19 protein-coding genes are annotated in these 19,340 nt (G+C 70.9%); 18 read left to right on the forward strand and 1 reads right to left on the reverse strand.

Annotated features, from left to right (window positions below):
• Window positions 1–48: 48 nt before the first annotated feature.
• Window positions 49–945 carry a peptidylprolyl isomerase gene (locus ABZW11_RS09320; RefSeq protein ID WP_355414397.1) on the reverse strand — a complete coding sequence of 299 codons (897 nt, stop codon included), beginning with the start codon at window positions 943–945 and terminating at the stop codon, window positions 49–51.
• A 167-nt stretch (window positions 946–1,112) separates the two neighbouring features.
• Between ABZW11_RS09320 and ABZW11_RS09325 the strand changes: the two genes are divergently transcribed.
• The 18 genes from ABZW11_RS09325 to ABZW11_RS09410 all read left to right on the forward strand — a co-directional run bounded on the left by ABZW11_RS09325 (window position 1,113) and on the right by ABZW11_RS09410 (window position 19,292).
• Entirely contained in the window at window positions 1,113–1,592 is a 480-nt protein-coding gene (locus ABZW11_RS09325; protein WP_355414399.1) for a DUF2231 domain-containing protein, read from the forward strand.
• A 30-nt stretch (window positions 1,593–1,622) separates the two neighbouring features.
• Window positions 1,623–2,924 (forward strand): replication-associated recombination protein A, encoded by a 1,302-nt coding sequence (locus tag ABZW11_RS09330; RefSeq protein ID WP_355414401.1) that lies wholly within the window; start codon window positions 1,623–1,625, stop codon window positions 2,922–2,924.
• Between the two features lie 53 nt (window positions 2,925–2,977).
• On the forward strand, window positions 2,978–3,826 hold the full coding sequence (locus ABZW11_RS09335; RefSeq protein WP_355414403.1) for an oxygenase MpaB family protein: 849 nt from the start codon (window positions 2,978–2,980) through the stop codon (window positions 3,824–3,826).
• Window positions 3,827–3,912: 86 nt separating this feature from the next.
• Window positions 3,913–4,314, forward strand: coding sequence for a DUF948 domain-containing protein (locus ABZW11_RS09340; RefSeq protein ID WP_355414405.1), 402 nt, complete (start codon window positions 3,913–3,915; stop codon window positions 4,312–4,314).
• Window positions 4,315–4,322: 8 nt separating this feature from the next.
• On the forward strand, window positions 4,323–4,541 hold the full coding sequence (locus tag ABZW11_RS09345) for a hypothetical protein (protein WP_355414407.1): 219 nt from the start codon (window positions 4,323–4,325) through the stop codon (window positions 4,539–4,541).
• 71 nt (window positions 4,542–4,612) lie between these two features.
• On the forward strand, window positions 4,613–7,285 hold the full coding sequence (gene alaS / locus ABZW11_RS09350) for an alanine--tRNA ligase (RefSeq protein WP_355414409.1): 2,673 nt from the start codon (window positions 4,613–4,615) through the stop codon (window positions 7,283–7,285).
• 1 nt (window position 7,286) lies between these two features.
• A complete protein-coding gene (gene ruvX, locus ABZW11_RS09355) occupies window positions 7,287–7,766 on the forward strand; it encodes a Holliday junction resolvase RuvX (RefSeq protein ID WP_355414411.1) in 480 nt (159 codons plus the stop codon).
• A 223-nt stretch (window positions 7,767–7,989) separates the two neighbouring features.
• Window positions 7,990–9,408: an endolytic transglycosylase MltG gene (gene mltG, locus ABZW11_RS09360; RefSeq protein WP_355414413.1), complete on the forward strand. Its 1,419-nt coding sequence runs from the start codon at window positions 7,990–7,992 to the stop codon at window positions 9,406–9,408.
• Window positions 9,409–9,760: 352 nt separating this feature from the next.
• Window positions 9,761–10,783, forward strand: a complete 1,023-nt coding sequence (gene mltG, locus ABZW11_RS09365) for an endolytic transglycosylase MltG (protein ID WP_355414415.1) — start codon at window positions 9,761–9,763, stop codon at window positions 10,781–10,783.
• Entirely contained in the window at window positions 10,753–10,929 is a 177-nt protein-coding gene (locus ABZW11_RS09370) for a hypothetical protein (protein WP_355414417.1), read from the forward strand. Before mltG (ABZW11_RS09365) ends, ABZW11_RS09370 begins: the two co-directional genes overlap by 31 nt.
• 30 nt (window positions 10,930–10,959) lie before the next feature.
• On the forward strand, window positions 10,960–11,799 hold the full coding sequence (locus tag ABZW11_RS09375) for a shikimate dehydrogenase (RefSeq protein ID WP_355414419.1): 840 nt from the start codon (window positions 10,960–10,962) through the stop codon (window positions 11,797–11,799).
• Window positions 11,800–12,200: 401 nt separating this feature from the next.
• Window positions 12,201–12,788 (forward strand): translation initiation factor IF-3, encoded by a 588-nt coding sequence (gene infC, locus ABZW11_RS09380; RefSeq protein ID WP_219912217.1) that lies wholly within the window; start codon window positions 12,201–12,203, stop codon window positions 12,786–12,788.
• Window positions 12,789–12,909: 121 nt separating this feature from the next.
• Window positions 12,910–13,104, forward strand: coding sequence for a 50S ribosomal protein L35 (gene rpmI, locus ABZW11_RS09385; protein ID WP_043622108.1), 195 nt, complete (start codon window positions 12,910–12,912; stop codon window positions 13,102–13,104).
• Between the two features lie 24 nt (window positions 13,105–13,128).
• Window positions 13,129–13,512 (forward strand): 50S ribosomal protein L20, encoded by a 384-nt coding sequence (gene rplT, locus ABZW11_RS09390; protein WP_355414421.1) that lies wholly within the window; start codon window positions 13,129–13,131, stop codon window positions 13,510–13,512.
• A gap of 111 nt (window positions 13,513–13,623) precedes the next feature.
• Window positions 13,624–14,427 carry an RNA methyltransferase gene (locus ABZW11_RS09395; RefSeq protein WP_355414423.1) on the forward strand — a complete coding sequence of 268 codons (804 nt, stop codon included), beginning with the start codon at window positions 13,624–13,626 and terminating at the stop codon, window positions 14,425–14,427.
• 49 nt (window positions 14,428–14,476) lie between these two features.
• Window positions 14,477–15,568, forward strand: coding sequence for an ATP-binding protein (locus tag ABZW11_RS09400; protein ID WP_355414425.1), 1,092 nt, complete (start codon window positions 14,477–14,479; stop codon window positions 15,566–15,568).
• Between the two features lie 131 nt (window positions 15,569–15,699).
• Complete coding sequence (gene pheS, locus ABZW11_RS09405; protein ID WP_355414464.1) at window positions 15,700–16,740, forward strand: phenylalanine--tRNA ligase subunit alpha; 1,041 nt, start codon at window positions 15,700–15,702, stop codon at window positions 16,738–16,740.
• Window positions 16,740–19,292 carry a phenylalanine--tRNA ligase subunit beta gene (locus ABZW11_RS09410; RefSeq protein WP_355414427.1) on the forward strand — a complete coding sequence of 851 codons (2,553 nt, stop codon included), beginning with the start codon at window positions 16,740–16,742 and terminating at the stop codon, window positions 19,290–19,292. The genes pheS and ABZW11_RS09410 overlap by 1 nt, the downstream gene beginning before the upstream one ends.
• Window positions 19,293–19,340: the final 48 nt, after the last annotated feature.

Here is a 19,340-nt window from a genome sequence, read left to right on the forward strand (position 1 = left end):
CGCGAAGGGGCGCCCGGGCCGTTTTCACATACCGGCGAGGGCCGCGTGTCAGGAGAAGGTGATGCGCTTGATGACGACCGGCTTGCGCGGCGCGGTGGTGCCGCCGTCGCCGGTGATGTCGGCCTCGTTGACGATGAGGTCCTTGGGGCTGGTGGCCAGGCCCTCCAGCATCTCCATGCCCTCGCTGACCATGCCGACGACCGAGTAGCCCGCGCCGATCTGCATGTTCTCGTTGGACAGCGAGATCGCGAACTGACTGTTGTTCTGCCCGGCCGACTCACCCGGCTGGGTCATGAACACCACGCCCTTGCCGACCGGGATCTCGAAGTTCTCGTCGCCGTAGACGTAGCCCGCGGTGCCCTGGCCGTCGGTCGGGTTCTTGCCGTCGGCCTTGGCCAGCGGGTCACCGCACTGCAGCATGTGCACGCCGGACACCTCGGGCGTCACCAGGCGGTGGCACTTCATGTCGTTGTAGAACTTCTTGCGCGACAGGAAGTTCAGCGAGTTGACCGCGCACGGCGCCTCGTTCGTCATCAGGTCGACGACGACGTTGCCGCGGTTCAGCTCGATCGTCATCTTCTTGAGCTTCAAGTTCGGCTTCTTGGGCGGCAGGCCCACGAACTTGTTGGGCACCGACTTGTCCCGCTTGTAGTTGCACGTCACGGGGCCGGTCCTGGTCGGCGTGGGCGTCTGGGGCGTCGCCGGGGTGCTGGCGCTGGCCGAGGGGCTCGCCTGCGCCGAAGCCTCGTCGGGCTCGTTGTCGACCAAGGTGGTCGCCGCGAAGACGCCGCCCGCGACCACGACGACAGCCACGGCCGCGCCGATGAAGGTGTTCCGCCTCGCCTTGGCGGTCTGCGCGGCGGCGCGCTTCGCCTGCCGTTCCTTGTGCTCCCGCGCCAGCTCTTTCTGGCGGTCCTCTTCGCTCTGGCGGTCGTCGCCGCTCACCGCTATGTCCTCTCGTCTTTGCCAAGGTATGACCAAACAACTCCGCGAATGCTACCGGCCTTCGATATGTGACGGACGTAAGTGGCGAAAGCCGAGCGAAGCGACCGCTGAGGCCGCGAACCAGCAGGCGGCGCGGACCGTAAGTGAAGGAGAACCAAGGAGTCCCCATGTTCGACGAGATCCTCGGCCTTCCGGCCCACCCCCTGATCGTCCACTTCGCCGTCGTGCTCACGCCGCTGCTCGTCGTCGTGGCGCTCGCGTACGCGCTCGTGCCCCGCTGGCGCCCCTCCACCGCGTGGGCCGTCGTGCTGCTCTCCCTGGCGGCGCCCGCGGCCGTGTTCGTCGCCAGGCAGAGCGGCGAGAGCCTCAAGGAGGCCAGGTTCGGCGAGGTCGAGGGCGAGATGGCGGCGCGCATCTCCGCGCACGAGGGCTTCGCCCTGCCGCTGCTGCTGTCCGTGCTCGGGCTCGGCGCGTCCGCGCTGCTCCTCGTGTACGCCTCCCGCCCCGCCCGCGACTCCCTGCCGGGCGACCGCTTCGGCCGGCCCGTCACGGTCGTCCTCGCGGCGCTGACGGTCGTGCTGGCCGCCGTGGCCGCTTCCTACGTCTTCCTGGCCGGGGACTCGGGAGCCAGGGCCGTGTGGTCCTAGCGGGCCCGCCGCAGCGTGTAATCTCGCGTTGTGGATAGCCTGTTCGATTCGGCGGCCGAGGCGGCCACCCCGCAGCCGCTCGCCGTGCGCATGCGTCCGCGCACACTCGACGAGGTGATCGGCCAGCGGCATCTGCTCGGGTCGGGCACCCCGCTGCGGCGCCTGGTCGAGAGCGAGGCTCCCATGTCGCTGTTCCTGTGGGGGCCGCCAGGCACCGGCAAGACCACGCTCGCCTACGTGGTCTCCAATGTCACCAAGCGCCGCTTCGTCGAGGTCTCGGCCGTCTCCGCCGGGGTGAAGGACGTCCGCGCCGCCATCGACTCGGCGCGCCGCGAGCTCGGCATGACCGGCCGCCAGACCGTGCTGTTCGTCGACGAGGTGCACCGCTTCAACAAGGCCCAGCAGGACGCCCTGCTGCCGGCCGTGGAGAACCGCTGGGTCACCTTCATCGGCGCCACCACGGAGAACCCGTTCTTCTCGGTCATCTCGCCGCTGCTGTCCCGCTCGCTGCTGCTCACGCTCGAGTCGCTGACCGACGACGACGTGCGGGCGGTGCTGGAGCGGGCCGTGTCCGACCCGCGCGGGCTCGGCGGGCGCAACACGCTCGCGCCCGAGGCGCTCGACCACCTCGTGCGCCTGGCGGGCGGCGACGCGCGGCGCTCGCTCACCTACCTGGAGGCGGCGGCGCTGCTGGCCGACGACATCACCGTGGAGGTGGTGGAGAAGGCCGTCGACAAGGCCGCCGTACGCTATGACCGGCAGGGCGACCAGCACTACGACGTCATCAGCGCGTTCATCAAGTCGATGCGCGGCTCCGACGCCGACGCGGCGCTCCACTACCTCGCCCGCATGATCGAGGCCGGCGAGGACCCGCGCTTCATCGCCCGCCGCATCGTCATCTTCGCCTCCGAGGACGTCGGCCTGGCCGACCCGACCTGTTTGCAGACCGCCGTGGCCGCCGCGCAGGCGGTGCAGCTCATCGGGCTGCCCGAAGGGCAGATCAATCTGGCCCACGCGGTCATCCACTGCGCCACCGCGCCCAAGTCCAACGCCGTCGTCAAGGCCATCGGGGCGGCGATCGGCGACGTCCGCAAGGGGCTGATCGGCCAGGTGCCCGGCCACCTGCGCGACGCCCACTACGCCGGGGCCGCCAAGCTGGGCCATGGCGACGGCTACCGATACCCCCACGACTACGACCACGGGCTCGTGCGCCAGGACTACGCGCCCGATCAGGTGCGCGAGCGGCGCTACTACCAGCCGACCCGCCATGGGGCCGAGGCGCCGGTGGCCGAGCGGTGGGCGAAGATCCGCGACTTCCTCAGGGGGTCATGACACCTTCGCCGGCGAATCGTCCAAAGTGGTACTAAGTCCCGCGATCACGGGGAATGACGATCGTTGTGAAGCCGACCGTGACCCCCGGCGGCGGCCTGTTCGGGCCCCGATCGATCACCTGGCGCGTCCACACCGAGACGCCCGCCTGGCCGGCGGCCGTACGCGCCTTCCAGCTCCAGGCCCTCCACCCGCGCACGATCCGCGGCATCGTCCAGAATCACCTGCTCGACGACGCCGAGGCGGTCAGGGAGCGGCTGCGGCGGCGGCTCGGCTTCGTCGCCCTGCGCACGTTCGGGACGCGTGAGCAGGCCGAGGAGGCGTACGAGCGGGCCCGCGAGGTGCACGCCCGCCTCATCGGGCTCGACACCGCGACGGGCACGCTGTTCCGGCTGGACGAGCCGGAGAACCTGCGCTGGGTGCACTGCGCCGAAGTGGCGTCCCACCTGGAGGTCGCCCGGCTGTCGGGGGTGGCGCTGACGGCGGGGGAGCGGGACGCGTACGTGGCCGAGCAGCGCCGCGCCGCGTCCCTCGCCGGCCTCACCGACGTGCCGGGCACCGCAGGCGAGCTGGACGACCACCTCACCGGGATGCGCGCCCACCTGTACGCCACCGACGAGGCACGCGAGCTGCTGCGCCTCGTCGTCACCCCACCGCCCTCGCTCCGGCCGGGCACCCTGCCCGCCGTCGGCGCGCTCGCGTTCGCCACGCTGCCCGGCTGGGCCAGGAGCATGTACGGCTGCCCGGGCGACGCGGCGGCCGGATACGCGGCGGGCGCGGCGCTCAAGGCGCTGCGCGCGGCGGCCATGGCGATGCCGGAACGGCTGGTGGCGCCCGAGATCCGGGCCGCGCGCGCCCTCATGCGAGCGGCGGCGCGGACCCGGGGAGCCGACGTGGCTGCCTGATCGGGGGAGCTGTCCGCACTAACGTTGTCACCCGAACGCGATAGGGTCTTGACGTTCCGGCCCAGCGTACGTAGGGAGATGCGCGGATGCTTACCGCTGGAGAGGTCGCCGGGCTGATCGCCGCCACGGGCTGGGTGGTCCTGGTGTGCGTCATGGCCATGGTGCTCGTCAAGCTCGCCCGGCTGCTCAACGAGACCACCAAGGCGGTCTCCGACCTGAACAAGCGCCTGGCGCCGCTGCTCGACGACGTGAGCGTGACGGTCAACGAGACCAACAGGCAGCTCGTCGCCGTCGAGGCCATCGCCAAGGACGTCAAGCAGGTCAGCGGCCACGCGGCCAAGCTGAGCGCGGTCACGCAGACGATCTTCACCGGCCCGCTGATCAAGGTGTCCTCACTGAGCTACGGCCTGCGCAGGGCCATCGAGGCCCGCCGGCCGCGCCGCCCCGTGCGCACGAACGGGCGCCGCGTTCAGGAGCGCGCACGATGATCAGACGCATGTTCTACGTCTCGCTGGGCGCGTTCCTCGCCTTCTGGGTGATGCGCCGCCTGCAGGCCCTCCACCCCGACCACGTCGCCCGGCGGACGGCCGACGGCGCCGCGGGCATGCTCCGGCAGGTGAGAGACTTTACTCACGACGCGCTCGGCGAGGCCGCGGAGCGCGAAACCGAGTTGCGCGCCCGGTTCGGCCTCGACAAGGCTGAAAACGCCGGATGACGCTCGCCCGCCGACGGCGGGCGGCTCGACGAACACGACAACACGACTGACTACAGCAAAGGATGGCCACCATGGAGTCGGCAGAGATCGCGCGCCGCTTCCTGCGCTTCTTCGAGGAGCGTGGGCACACCATAGTGCCCTCGGCCAGCCTGATCGCTGAGGACCCGACGCTTCTCCTGGTCAACGCGGGTATGGTGCCGTTCAAGCCGTACTTCCTGGGGCAGCGCAGGCCTCCGGGGTCACGGCTCGCCACCGCCCAGAAGTGCGTCCGCACGCCCGACATCGACGAGGTCGGCAAGACCACCAGGCACGCGACGTTCTTCCAGATGCTGGGCAACTTCTCCTTCGGCGACTACTTCAAGGCCGAGGTGATCCCCTACGCGTGGGAGCTGCTCACCAGGTCCGAGTCCGACGGCGGCTTCGGCTTCCCCGAGGACAAGCTGTGGGCGACGGTCTACCTCGAGGACGACGAGGCGTACGACATCTGGCGCAACAAGGTCGGCCTGCCCGAGCACCGCATCCAGCGCCGCGACCTCGAGGACAACTACTGGCACATGGGCGTGCCCGGCCCGGGCGGCCCCTGCTCCGAGATCTACTACGACCGCGGCCCCGAATACGGCAAGGAGGGCGGCCCCGTCGCCGACGAGGACCGCTACCTCGAGGTCTGGAACCTCGTGTTCATGCAATACCAGCTGAGCGCGGTCCGGGCCAAGACCGACTTCGACATCTCCGGCGAGCTGCCGAGCAAGAACATCGACACCGGCATGGGCCTCGAGCGCATGGCGGCGATCCTGCAGGGCGTCGACAACATCTACGAGATCGACACCACCTACAAGATCCTCGACAAGGCGGCCGAGCTCACCAAGACCCGCTACGGGCGCGACCAGCGCGCCGACGTCAGCCTGCGGGTCATCGCCGACCACGTGCGCACCGGCACCATGCTGGTCGCCGACGGCGTGCTGCCCGGCAACGAGGGCCGCGGCTACGTCCTGCGCCGCATCCTGCGCCGCTCGATCCGCAACCTGCGCCTGCTCGGCTCCGGCGACGAGCGCTACATGCACGAGCTGACCGACGTCGCGATCAACGTGATGGGCGAGCAGTACGACCAGCTCAAGGCCGACGCGCCGCAGATCCACGCGGTCATCGACGCCGAGGAGGCGTCGTTCCTCGGCACGCTGCGCACCGGCACCGCGATCTTCGACGTCGCCGTCGAGGAGACCAAGCGCAAGTCGGGCACCACGATCCCCGGCGACCAGGCGTTCAAGCTCCACGACACCTACGGCTTCCCCATCGACCTGACGCTGGAGATGGCGGCCGAGCACGGCCTCAAGGTCGACGAAGAGGGCTTCCGCCGGCTCATGAAGGAGCAGCGGGCGGCGGCCAAGGCCGACGCGGCGGCGAAGAAGACCGGAAACGCCGACATCTCCGTGTTCGGGCAGATGCTGGAGTCCGCCGGCAAGGTCGACTTCCTCGGCTATGACGAGACCGAGGCCGACACCCGCATCGTCGGCGTCCTCGTCGACGGCCTGCCCGTCCCCGCGGCGGGCGCGGGCAGCACGGTCGAGGTCGTGCTGCAGCGCACCCCGTTCTACGCCGAGGGCGGTGGCCAGCTCGCCGACCAGGGCGTCATCCGTACGGGTGGGGCCGAGGTCGAGGTCGTCGACGTGCAGTCGCCGCTCAAGGGCCTCATCGTGCACCGCGGCAAGATCCGCAGCGGTGAGCTGCGGGTAGGCGACGAGGCGCAGGCGGAGATCGACATCGAGCGGCGCCGCGCGATCTCGCGCAGCCACAGCGCCACCCACCTCGTCCACCGCGGCTTCAAGAACGCGCTCGGCGAGACGGCGGCGCAGGCCGGCTCGGAGAACTCCCCCGGCCGCTTCCGCTTCGACTTCACCGCGGCGGGCGCGGTGCCGCCGAGCGTGCTGCGCGACGTCGAGGACGAAGTCAACGCCGTGCTCATCAACGACCTCAAGGTCAACGCCTTCTACACCTCCCAGGCGGAGGCGCGGGCGATGGGCGCGCTGGCCATGTTCGGCGAGAAGTACGGCGACGAGGTCCGCGTGGTCGAGATCGGCGACTACTCCCGCGAGCTGTGCGGCGGCACCCACGTCCACAGCTCCGGCCAGCTCGGCCTGGTCAAGGTGCTGGGCGAGCAGTCGGTCGGCGCGGGCGTGCGCCGCGTCGAGGCGCTCGTCGGCATCGACGCCTTCCGCTTCCTCGCCCGCGAGAGCGTGCTGGTCAACCAGCTCAGCGAGCAGCTCAAGGCGCGCCGCGAAGAGCTGCCCGAGCGCATCGAGGGCATCGTCACCCGGCTGCGCACCGCCGAGAAGGAGCTGGAGCGGCTGCGCTCCGCCCAGGTGCTCCAGGTGGCGGGCGAGCTGGTGTCGCAGGCCCGTGACCTGGGCGGCGTCTCCGTCGTGACACACCGCGCGCCTGATGGCACCGGCGCCGATGACCTGCGTAAGCTCGCGCTTGATGTACGCGGCAGGTTCCCGGCCGACCGGCCGGCGGTCATGGTGATCGTCGGCGTCCCCTCCGACCGGCCCGTGGTGGTTGCCGCGGTCAACGAGGCGGGACGCGAGCGGGGGCTCAAGGCCGGACGGCTGGTCGGCGTCGCCGCCAAGGCTCTTGGGGGTGGCGGTGGCGGCAAGGACGATGTCGCGCAGGGCGGCGGCACACGACCGGAGGCGATCGGCGACGCGCTGCGCCTGGTTGACGACGCGATCGTGGGGCAGCTCGGCTGACATGAGGTTCGGTTCACGGATCGGCGTCGACGTCGGTTCTGTACGTATCGGCGTGGCGCGCAGCGACCCGTCCGGGTTGCTGGCCACGCCGGTCGAAACCGTGCGGCGGGGCAAGGGCGACCTCGACCGCATCGCCGCGATCGCCGCCGAGCACGAGGCGATCGAGGTCGTGGTGGGGTTGCCCACCTCGCTGTCCGGGCGTGAGGGGCAGGCCGCGGGGCTGGCGCGCGAGTTCGCCGCCAGGCTCGCCGTGCGGCTGGCTCCCACGCCCGTCCGCCTGTTCGACGAGCGGCTGACCACGGTCACCGCGCAGCAGGGCCTGCGGGCCAGCGGCGTGCGGGCCAAGAAGCAGCGCGGCGTCGTCGACCAGGCGGCGGCCGTCGTGCTGCTGCAGGACGCGCTCGACTCCGAGCGCGCCACGGAGAGACCACCAGGCAGGCCCGTCGAACCGCCCCGCGCGGCCGACGGACCTGCCTCATGAACGCGCCCACGCCCACATCCCGTGACGGGTGGCCCGCTGCTCGGGCCACCACTTTCACGCTGCCCTCTTCCGAGCACGCCCGCCACTTTTTCCGAGACGCACACCGGTCCTCCGGGAACGCGCGGCGCCGCGTGGCGAGTGACTCTGCCGGGACGTGCCGTCCCGAGGCCGCTGTCCGCAGCTCTTTGGAGCGTTCCGATCGGGTGTCCGATGAGGTGGTCGCATGAACAGGACACCGGGCGACGAGGACGACCTCGGCGACATGATCCCCTTCCAGGACGGCGATGACCTGCCCGGCAGCACAGAGCCAGAGCCCGAGCCCGAGGCCCGAACCGCGCCCGGGGCCCGGCCCGGCCACGAGGAGCGGCCCGCGCCCGAGGCCGGTCGAGACGGGCTGGCCGAGCCCGATCGGCAGGCTGCAGCCGCTGCGCAGCCGGGCCCCGAGGAGCGGGTTGCCGCTGGGGCGGAGCCGGGGTCTGAGCGGCGGGCGGCTGCGGGAGCGGAGGCGGGGGCCGAGCGGGGGAGCGCCTCCGATGAGCAGCCCCCTTCCCGGCCTCCTTCCCATTCCCCTTCCGAGGAGGCCGCTGGGGACGGTGTGGCTGCGGGGCGGCGGAGGGCTTTGCGGAAGGTGGGGGTGCTGTCCGCTGGGTTGCTGGCCGGGGTTCTGGCGATGGGTGTGGGGGCCATCACGGTCGTCAAGCCGTACCTGAGTCCTGATGACTTCGAGGGGCCGGGCAACGGCGCGGTGACGGTGCGGATCACGCCGGGGTCGAGCGCGTACGCGATCGGGGCGGCGCTGGCCGAGGCAGGGGTGGTGGCGAGCGCGCAGTCGTTCGTGAACGTGACCGAGCAGCGCGCGGTGAGCGACCGGCTGCGGCCGGGACACTACCGGCTGCGCAAGGGCATGGCCGCGGCGGCGGCGCTCGACCTGCTGCTCAAGCCCGCCTCGCGGGTGGTGCGGCGGGTGACCGTGCCCGAGGGACTGCGGGTGCAGGAGGTGTTCAGCCGGCTGGCCAAGCTGGCCGGGCTGCCGGTCGAGGAACTGCGCAAGGTGGACAAGGCCCTCGTCGGCCTGCCCAAGTACGCTCCCGGGCTCGAGGGCTTCCTGTTCCCCGCCACGTACGAGATCGAGCCCGGCGACACCGCCGTGGACGTGCTGGCGGCGATGGCCGAGCGGTTCGAGGCCGCGGCCCGTCACGTGGGCCTGGAGGAGCAGGCCGCGCAGGTGAACCTGACGCCGCTCGAAGTGGTCACGGTGGCGAGCATGATCCAGGCCGAGGGCGGCACTGACGAGGACTACCCGAAGATCGCTAGGGTGATCTACAACCGGTTGGCGAAGGGCACCCCGTTGGAGATCGACAGCACGGTGCTGTACGCGCAGAACCGGCGGACGCTGGCAGTCACGGAGAGCGACACCAAGGTGAACTCTCCCTACAACACCTACCGGCACAAAGGGCTGCCCCCAGGCCCCATCGCCAATCCGGGCGAGAAGGCACTGATGGCGGCCCTGAACCCGGCTGAAGGCGATTGGCACTGGTTTGTTACCACGGATCCCGCGCATAGAATCACCAAATTCACCAACAAAGAGAGCGAGTTCGTGAGATACCGGGAAGAGTTGAACAAGAACCTCGGGACACGCTGATGTTCGTTGGGACCCGCACTGTCCCCGCGCAAAAGCCCCAAAACGGGGCATGCGTCCTCTTTCCGTCCCCTAGCATGGCTACCCAGAGTGATCCCCGTCGGTCGGAGTGGTGCGTCCGGCGGATTCCCCCGTTTCGCTCGGTGACTCCAGCCGGTTGGGCAGTTCCGCTTGACGCCTGGCGGGCAGTGCCGGGAGATTGGCCAGCGCAGCTATGAACGATCTCGATCTGAACACTCTGCTCGGCCCCGAGGACGACGAAGGTTCGCCTCGGCGCCGCTCCCGTGGCGGCAGCAGACGCGGCGGCGGACGCCGCCGTCGCCGGCGCCGCAACCGGGGTGGCTTCCTCGCGCCGATGCTCGCCTTCATCGTCCTGGCCGGCATCCTCGGCGGCGGCGGCTACTTCGGCTACCGATGGGCCAACGACGCGCTCACTCCCGATGACTACACCGGCGCCGGCTCCGGCGAGGTCGTCATCGAGATCAAGGACGGCCAGAGCGCCTCCGACGTCGCGCAGGAGCTGGAGCGGCAGGGGGTCGTGGCCAGCGCCAGAGCGTTCACCAACGCCATCGCCAACGCGAAGAAGAGCGGCTCACTGCAGCCCGGCGAGTACAAGCTGCGCAAGAGGATGTCCGCCGCCAGCGCCGTCGAGATGCTCGACCACGACAAGCGGCTGCGCGACACCTTCACCATCGCCGAGGGCCTGCGGCTGTCCCAGACGCTCTCGCAGCTCGCGGAGAAGACCGGCAAGCCGCTTGAGCAGTTCAACGCGGCGGCCAAGGACGTCGAGAGCCTGGAGTTGCCGAAGTATGCCAAGGGCAAGCTGGAGGGGTACGCCTTCCCGGCCACGTACGAGTTCCAGCCCAACTCGACGCCGAAGCAGATCCTGGCGGCCATGGTCAAGCGCTACAACCAGACGGCCGAGAAGTACGACATCGAGTCGGGCGCCAAGGACCTCGGCTTCACGCCGCACGAGCTCATCACCATCGCGAGCATCGTGCAGGCGGAGGCGGGCCGGCAGGAGGACATGCCGAAGATCGCCCGTGTCATCTACAACCGGCTCGAGCTGCCGATGAACCTGTCGATGGACAGCACGGTCATGTACGCGCTGAAGAAGAAGGGCACGTACGCAACCTTCGCCGAGACGCGGAACACCAAGTCCCGGTACAACACGTACAAATACCCGGGGCTGCCGCCGGGGCCCATCGCCAACCCCGGCGACCACGCCATCGAGGCGGCGCTCAACCCCGCCAAGGGGCCGTGGCTGTTCTTCGTCGCCACCGACCCCAAGAGCCAGGTCACCGAGTTCGCCACCACGGAAGCCCAGCACAACGCGCTCGTGGCCAAGTGCAAGGCGAACGGCGGCTGCGGCGGCTGACCGTCCAAGGCGCCCGCGCCCGCAACGCGCTGCGCGGGCGCCGCAAGCCGGTGGGCCGCGAGCCGGTGGGCCGCGAGCCGGTGGGGCTGGTGGACGTTTTCCCCGCGCGCCGTGGCGCGTCCGGGTTGTGTGGCGGGCGGCGGTAAGGTGCTGCGTGGTTGGAAAGGACATGCGTGATGCGAGCTGCCGTGATGGGGTCGCCCATCGGCCATTCGCTCTCGCCCCACCTGCACCGGGCCGCCTACCGGGCGATGGGGCTCGACGGGTGGAGCTACGAGGCGTTCGAGTGTGACGAGGCCCGGCTGCCCGGCCTGCTGGCCGAGCTGACCCCCGTACGCGGGCAGGGCGGCGACGACGGCCGCGCCTGGGCGGGGCTGTCGCTCACGATGCCGCTCAAGCGGGCCGTGCTGCCCCTGCTCGACACGGTCTCCGACCTGGCCGTCGAGGTCGGCGGCGCCAACACGGTGGTCTTCCGCGACGGGCGGCGCCACGGCGACAACACCGACGTCTACGGCATCGAGCGGGCTCTGGCCGAGGCGGGGGTGCCCGCGCCGCGCTCGGCGACCGTGCTGGGCGGCGGCGCTACGGCGGCCTCCGCGCTGGCGGCGCTGCGCGGCCTCGGGCTTTACTCCGCGACGCTGCTGGTCCGCGACCCCGCCAGAGCGGGGGAGACGGCCGCGGTGGCCGAGCGGCTGGGCGTGGCGCTGGCGGTGGAGACGTTCGCCAAGCTCGACGCCCGCATCGACGTCGACCTGGTGATCTCCACGCTGCCGAGCGGCGCCGCCGACGCCTTCGCCGGCCGGCTGGCGCGCGTGCCGGCCCTGTTCGAGGTGGTCTACGCGCCCTGGCCGACCGCCGCGGCGACGGCCGTGCGGGCCGCGGGCGGCATCGTGGTCGGCGGGTTCGAGATGCTGCTGCACCAGGCGGTACGCCAGGTGCAGCTGATGACCGGCGTGACGGACGTACCCGTCGAGGCCATGCGCGCCGCCGGCGAGGCGGAACTTCTCCGCCGCTGAATCTCGGCGCCATGGGATTGATGCCCGCTGCAGGCGAGGTGAGCTGCTCCGGCGCTGAATCTCCGCATCATGGGTTGATGCCCGCTGCAGGCGAGGCGGGTTGCTCCGCCGCCGAACCTGCGCGCTACGGGGAAGATTCGAGCAGGCTTCGGTGTTGTGGTAATGTAGCTCTCTGATCGGTCCGGCATGCCTTGCTGGACGCGCAAGCGGAGGTCTCCCTCCCACCTGAGTCGCCGCGAGGTGGCCGGGTCCAGGATCACGCCGGACTACTCCGGGGAGCTCGAGGCCACGAAAGCCAAAGAGCTCAGTGGCCCCGCATGCGCGACGTGCGGGGCTTTTCGCGTTCATGTGAGAAGCCCCGATACGACGAGCACGTAGGGATCGCAAACCTAGGAGGCCCCATCAGCACTGAGCCCCGCATCAACGAGCGTATCCGAGTTCCCGAGGTTCGCCTCGTGGGCCCGAACGGCGAGCAGGTAGGCATCGTCTCCATTCATGACGCGCTGAAGCTCGCCCAGGAGGCCGACCTCGACCTCGTCGAGGTCGCGGCCACGGCTCGACCGCCCGTGTGCAAGCTCATGGACTACGGCAAGTTCAAGTACGAGTCCGCGATGAAGGCGCGCGAGGCGCGCAAGAATCAGGCGCACACGATCATCAAGGAGATCAAGCTCCGGCCGAAGATCGACCCGCACGACTACGAGACCAAGAAGGGTCACGTGGTGCGGTTCCTCAAGGCGGGGGACAAGGTCAAAGTCACGATCATGTTCCGCGGACGCGAGCAGTCCCGGCCGGAGCTCGGCTTCCGGCTGCTGCAGCGGCTGGCGGACGACGTCCAGGAGCTCGGCTTCGTGGAGTCCCACGCCAAGCAGGACGGCCGTAACATGATCATGGTGATCGGTCCGCACAAGAAGAAGGCCGAGGCAAAGGCCGAAAAGGCCGCAGCCAAGGCGCAGCGTGGCGGCGAGGAGCCTTCCCCACCGGAAGAGTGACCCGCAGTTGGGGTTAGCCTTACAGCACCCCAGCAGCCACCGGCAGACGAAGACGCCGCGACCGGGCCGGACACGCACCGGCCCGGCCACCGGCACGACCGAAACGAGGAGAGACGGCGACATGCCGAAGATGAAGACGCACAGCGGTGCGAAGAAGCGGTTCCGGCTCACCGGCACCGGCAAGATCAAGCGTCGCCGTGCCAACCGCGCGCACTACAACGAGTGGAAGTCGTCCACGCTGACGCGCCGTCTCAAGAACGAGGTCGTCCTTTCCGACGCCGATTCCAAGAAGATCAAGAAGCTGCTCGCCAAGTAGCGCGAACCCCCGGGGAGAAGAAACATGGCACGCGTGAAGCGGGCGCTCAACGCCAAGAAGAAGCGCAAGGTCGTCCTCGATAGGGCGAGCGGTTACCGTGGCCAGCGGTCGCGGCTCTACCGCAAGGCCAAGGAGCAGATGCTCCACTCGATGACGTACGCCTACCGGGACCGTAAGGACCGCAAGGGCGCGTTCCGTCGTCTGTGGATCCAGCGCATCAATGCCGCGGCCCGGCAGAACGGCATCACCTACAACCGCCTGATCCAGGGTCTGCGCCTGGCCAACATCGAGGTCGACAGGAAGATCCTGGCCGACCTCGCGGTCAACGACGGCCAGACCTTCGCCACGCTCGTCGAGGCCGCCAAGAAGGCGCTCCCGGCGAACGTGAACGCTCCGGCCGCGAGCTGAAGCGCTTGATTTGAACGAGGGGCCCACCGATGACGGTGGGCCCTTTGCTGTCTGCACCGGCCGGACACGCGAACCGGTGGGCCGCAGGCGTCCGTACGACTGGGGGAGACGATGGCCGGGTCCGAGCTGACCAACGTGAGATCGCCGCGGGTCAAGGCCGCGCGGCGGCTCACCAAGCGGGCCTTCCGCGAGCAGGACAGGAAGTTCCTGGCCGAGGGGCCGCAGGCGGTGCGCGAGGCGCTCAAGCTCGACGGCGTGACCCTGGAGCTGTTCAGCACGGCCGAGGCCGAGCTGCGCCACCCCGAGCTGATCACCGAGGCCACGCTCAAGGGCGTCCCCGTCCACCGGGCGAGCGGCGAGGTCATGTCCGAGCTGTCACAGACCGTGACGCCGCAGGGGCTGGTCGCCGTCTGCCGGCTGGTGCACGTGCCGCTGGAGGAGGCGCTGGCGGGCGAGCCGCGGCTGGTGGCGGTGCTGGCGCACGTCCGCGATCCGGGCAACGCGGGGACCGTCATGCGGGCGGCCGACGCGGCGGGAGCGGACGCGGTGGTGTTCACGGACGCGTCGGTCGACCCGTACAACGGCAAGTGCGTACGCGCCAGCGTCGGCAGCCTTTTCCATCTTCCCGTCACGATCGGTGCACCGGTGGGCTCCGCCGTGCGTCAACTCAGGGAGCGGGGCCTGCGCGTGCTGGCGGCCGACGGCGCGGGCAAGCACACGCTCGATGACGTCGATCTCTCGGGACCGACGGCGTGGATCTTCGGAAACGAGGCCTGGGGACTGCCGGAGGAAATACTCGCCGAAGCGGATGATGTGGTCAGAGTGCCCATCTACGGACAGGCTGAAAGTCTGAACCTGGCCACCGCCGCGGCGGTATGCCTTTACTCCTCGGCCAGGGCGCAGCGGGTGCCCTAGGCGACGGGAAACCCGCTATTGTCGGCGTTGTAGGCGGAGGAGGCGAGGCGTGCACGGCGCAGACACCGACGGGCGAGTAGTCGCGGCCGCGTGCACGATAGCCATCGACGATCTCCCCGACGGCCTCATCGTGACCGACCGATATGGGCGCGTGCTGGCCGTCAACCGGGCCGCCGCGCGGCTCACGAGCATCCCGGCCGAGCGCGCTGTGGGCCGCCACATGAACGACGTCTACCCGTTCCGCGACCACGACGGGCGCGACTGGTGGAAGGCGCTCGACCCCGAGGGCGGGCTGCGCATCCGCACCCGCGTGCCGGAGCGGCCGCTGCACCTGCCGGGCGGGCAGGAGCTCTACGTCGCGGCCAGGCTCGTCCGCGAGCCGGAGCGCGGCGGCGAGGTCGAGCGCGTCGCGATCACGCTGCGTGACGGTGGCGCCCGCTCCCGGCTGGAGCGCAGCCGCGCCGACCTGGTCTCCACCGTCGCCCACGAGCTGCGCTCGCCGCTGACCAGCGTCAAGGGGTTCACCGCCACGCTGCTGGCGAAGTGGACCCGCTTCACCGACGAGCAGAAGCTCGTCATGCTCGAGACGGTCAACAACGACGCCGACCGCGTCACGCGGCTCATCACCGAGCTGCTCGACGTCTCCCGCATCGAGTCGGGGCGCCTCGAGGTGCGCCGCCAGGTCGTCGATCTGCCCGCCAGGGCGCGCCGCCTCATCGCGGGCCGGGTCGCGGCTGGCGAGGCGGAGAACCGCTTCCGGCTGATCGCCGACGACGAGCTGCCCGAGATGTGGCTCGACCAGGACAAGATCGACCAGATCCTGGGTAACCTGGTGGAAAACGCGCTGCGCCACGGGCGCGGCACTGTGACGATCGAGATCGAGTCCATCGAATGGGGAGTGGCCGTGTCGGTGCGCGACGAGGGCGAGGGCATCGAGCCCGCGCTGGCTCCGCGCGTCTTCAGGCAGTTCTGGCGGGGCGGCAACAGCCGCCGCCGGGGCGGCACGGGGCTCGGCCTGTTCATCGTCAAGGGCCTGGTCGAGGCGCACGGCGGCACGATCACGGTGCAGCGCGCGCCCGAGGGCGGGGCTGAGTTCCGATTTACCTTGCCCACCGGCACCCCCGACTTCGCCGGCGTCTAGTCGCCGCGTTCGGGCCCGGTGGGCGGGTCCCACTAGACTCTTTTCCGCTCAAGCCCTGGATACGGAGCTCACTCTTGTCTGACTACGATCCCGTCGAGGTGACACCGTTGCATGCCGACGAGGTGTCCCGGATGGAGGCCGACGCCATCGAGGCGATCAAGGCGGCCGGCGACCTCGACGCACTCAAGCAGGCCAGGCTGGCGCACGCGGGTGACCGCTCGCCCATCGCCCTGGCCAACCGCGAGATCGGCGCCCTGCCGCCGGCCGCCCGCGCCGAGGCCGGCAAGCGCGTCGGCGCGGCCCGCAAGGCCATCAACGAGGCGCTCGCCGCCCGCCAGGCCGAGCTGGAGGCCGAACGCGACGCCCGCGTCCTCATCGAGGAGGCCGTCGACGTCACCCTGCCGTGGGACCGCCGGCCGCGCGGCGCCCGCCACCCGCTCACCACGCTGCAGGAGCGCATCGCCGACGCCTTCGTCGCCATGGGCTACGAAGTGGCCGAGGGGCCCGAGCTCGAAGGCGAGTGGTTCAACTTCGACGCTCTCAACATCGCCAAGGACCACCCGGCGCGCTCCGACCACGACACGTTCTTCGTCGGCTCCACCGACTCCGGCATGGTGCTGCGCACGCAGACCTCGCCGGTGCAGATCAGGGCGCTGCTCCAGCGCGAGCTGCCGGTCTACGTCATCTCGCCGGGCAAGACGTTCCGCACCGACGAGCTCGACGCCACCCACACCCCGGTCTTCCACCAGACCGAGGGCCTGGCCGTCGACGAGGGCCTGACCATGGCCCACCTCAAGGGCACGCTCGACCGGTTCGCCGAGGTCATGTTCGGCAAGGGCATCACGACGCGGTTCCGGCCCAACTACTTCCCGTTCACCGAGCCGTCCGCGGAGATGGACCTCAAGTGCTTCGTCTGCCGCGGCGCCTCCGCGGTGCCCGGCAACCCGCCCTGCCGCACCTGCAAGTCGGAGGGCTGGATCGAGTGGGGCGGCTGCGGCATGGTCAACCCGCGCGTGCTCATCGCGTGCGGCGTCGACCCGGCGCGTTACTCCGGGTTCGCCTTCGGCATGGGCATCGAGCGGACGCTGATGTTCCGCCACAACGCCGAGGACATGCGTGACATGGTCGAGGGAGACGTGCGCTTCACGCTCCCGTTCGGAATGGAGATCTGATGAGGGTCCCGCTTTCCTGGTTGCGGGAGTATGTCGATCTCCCGGCGGTCACCGCCCACGAGGTGGCCGACAAGCTCACGGCCGCCGGGCTCAAGCTCGAGTCGATCACCTCCCACGGCCACGACGTCAAGAACGTCGTCGTCGGCGAGGTGCTCGAGGTCGAAGAGCTGACCGGCTTCAAGAAGCCGATCAGGCACTGCAAGGTCGAGGTGGGCGAGGCGACGCCGCGCGAGATCGTCTGCGGCGCCACGAACTTCGCCGCCGGCGACCGGGTGCCCGTCGTGCTGCCCGGCGGCGTGCTGCCCGGCGGGTTCGAGGTCGGGGCGCGCAAGACGTACGGGCGGATGTCCGAGGGCATGATCTGCTCCGAGCGCGAGCTGGGCCTGGGCGACGACCACAGCGGCATCATGGTGCTGCCCGAGGGCACGCCCATCGGCACCGACGTGGTCGAGCTGCTCGGCCTGCGCGACGACGTCATCGAGCTGGAGATCACCCCCGACATCGGCTACGCGCTGTCGATCCGCGGCGTGGCGCGCGAGGTGGCCACGGCGTTCGGGGTGGCCTTCCGCGACCCCGCCGACGTCGAGGTGCCCGCCGAGACCGGGCCCTCGTGGCCGGCCTCGATCGCCGACCCGACCGCCTGCGACCGGTTCGTGCTGCGCGAGGCGCACGGCTTCGACCCGGAGGCGCAGACGCCGCTGTGGATGCGCGTACGCCTGCACCGGGCCGGCATGCGCCCGGTCTCGCTGGCCGTCGACATCACCAACTACCTGATGCTGGAGCTCGGGCAGCCGCTGCACGCCTTCGACCGCGGCAAGCTCACCGGCGAGATCGTCGTCCGCAGGGCCGCGGCGGGCGAGCGGCTGGAGACGCTCGACCACGTCGTACGCGACCTCGACCCCGACGACATCCTCATCACCGACCAGTCGGGGCCGATCTCCATGGCCGGCACCATGGGCGGCCTGGAGACCGAGATCTCCGGCTCCTCCACCGACATCGTCATCGAGGCCGCCCACTTCTCCGCCACCGGCATCTCCCGCGAGTCCCGGCGGCACGGGCTGGTCTCCGAGGCGTCCAAGCGGTTCGAGCGCGGCGTCGACCGCGAGCTGCCGCTCGTCGCCTCGTGGCGGGCCGTGCGGCTGCTGGCCGAGCTGGGCGGCGCCACCGTGCCGCCCGGCGTCACGCACGCCGAGGTCGAGGTGTCGCCGGCGCGCATCGCGATCCCGGCCGGCTACCCGGGCCGGGTGGCCGGCGTCCCCTACTCCAAGGAGACGGTGGTCACCCGCCTGCGGCAGGTCGGCTGCGTCGTCACCGACGGCGCCGACCCGGCCGTGCGGCAGGGCGGCGTCGCCCCGACCGGCGTGGTGACCGGCGGCGAGCTGGCCGCCAGGCTGGCCGTCTCCGGCGATGACATGATCACCGTGACCCCGCCGTCCTGGCGGCCCGACCTGACCGACCCCAACGACCTGGCGGAAGAGGTCATCCGGCTGGAGGGCTACGAGAACCTCCCGTCGGTGCTGCCCTCCGCCCCGGCCGGCGCCGGGCTCACCGAGGGCCAGCGGCTGCGCCGGCGGGCCGGGCGGGCGCTGGCCGAAGGCGGCTACGTCGAGGTGCTCAGCTACCCGTTCATCAGCCCGGACGACTTCGACCGCATGCAGCTGCCCGCCGAGGACGCGCGCCGCCGCGCCGCGCGGCTGGCCAACCCGCTGTCGGAGGACGAGCCGCTGATGCGGACGACGCTGCTGCCGGGGCTGCTGAAGACCCTCGTACGCAACGTCGGGCGCGGCTTCACCGACGTCGCGCTGTTCGAGTCCGGCGCCGTCTACCGGCCCCGCGAGGACGCGCCCGAGGCCGCTCCCGTGCTCGGCGTCGAGCGGCGGCCCACCGCCGACGAGCTGGCCACCATCGAGTCGGCGCTGCCCGACCAGCCGCTGCGGGTCGCGGTCGTGCTGGCCGGCGAGTTCGAGCGGTCCGGCTGGTGGGGCGCGGGGCGGGCGGCCTCGTGGGCCGACGCCGTGCAGGCGGCCCGGCTGGTCGCCGCCGAGGCGCGGCTTGAGCTGTCCATCAGCGCCGACCAGCACGAGCCGTGGCATCCCGGCCGGTGCGCCGCCCTCTACGTGGGCGACACGCTGGTGGGGCACGCCGGTGAGCTGCACCCGCGGGTCATCGAGGCGTACGGGCTGCCGGCCCGCACCGCGGCGATGGAGCTGGAGCTGTCGCGGCTGGAGGCGGCCATGCCGGGTCCTGTCGATACGCCCGCCGTGTCCGCCTACCCGGTGGCCACCCAGGACGTCGCGCTGATCGTGCCCGACTTCACGCCGGTCGCCGACGTCGAGGCGGCGCTGCGCGACGGGGCGGGGGAGCTGCTGGAGTCGATCAGGCTGTTCGACGTCTACGCGGGTGAGCAGGTGGGTGAGGGGAACAAGTCGCTCGCCTACTCGATGCGGTTCCGTGCGCCCGACCGTACGCTGACCGTCGAGGAGACGACGGCGGCCCGCGACGCGGCGGTGGCCATGGCCGCCGACCGCGTGGGCGCCCAGCTCCGCGGCTGACCCGTCTTTCCAGGGGGCCGGTGCGACGCCGCACCGGCCCTTTCGGCA

The organism is Nonomuraea sp. NPDC004580, assembly GCF_040609855.1.
Classification (GTDB): Bacteria; Actinomycetota; Actinomycetes; order Streptosporangiales; family Streptosporangiaceae; genus Nonomuraea; species Nonomuraea salmonea.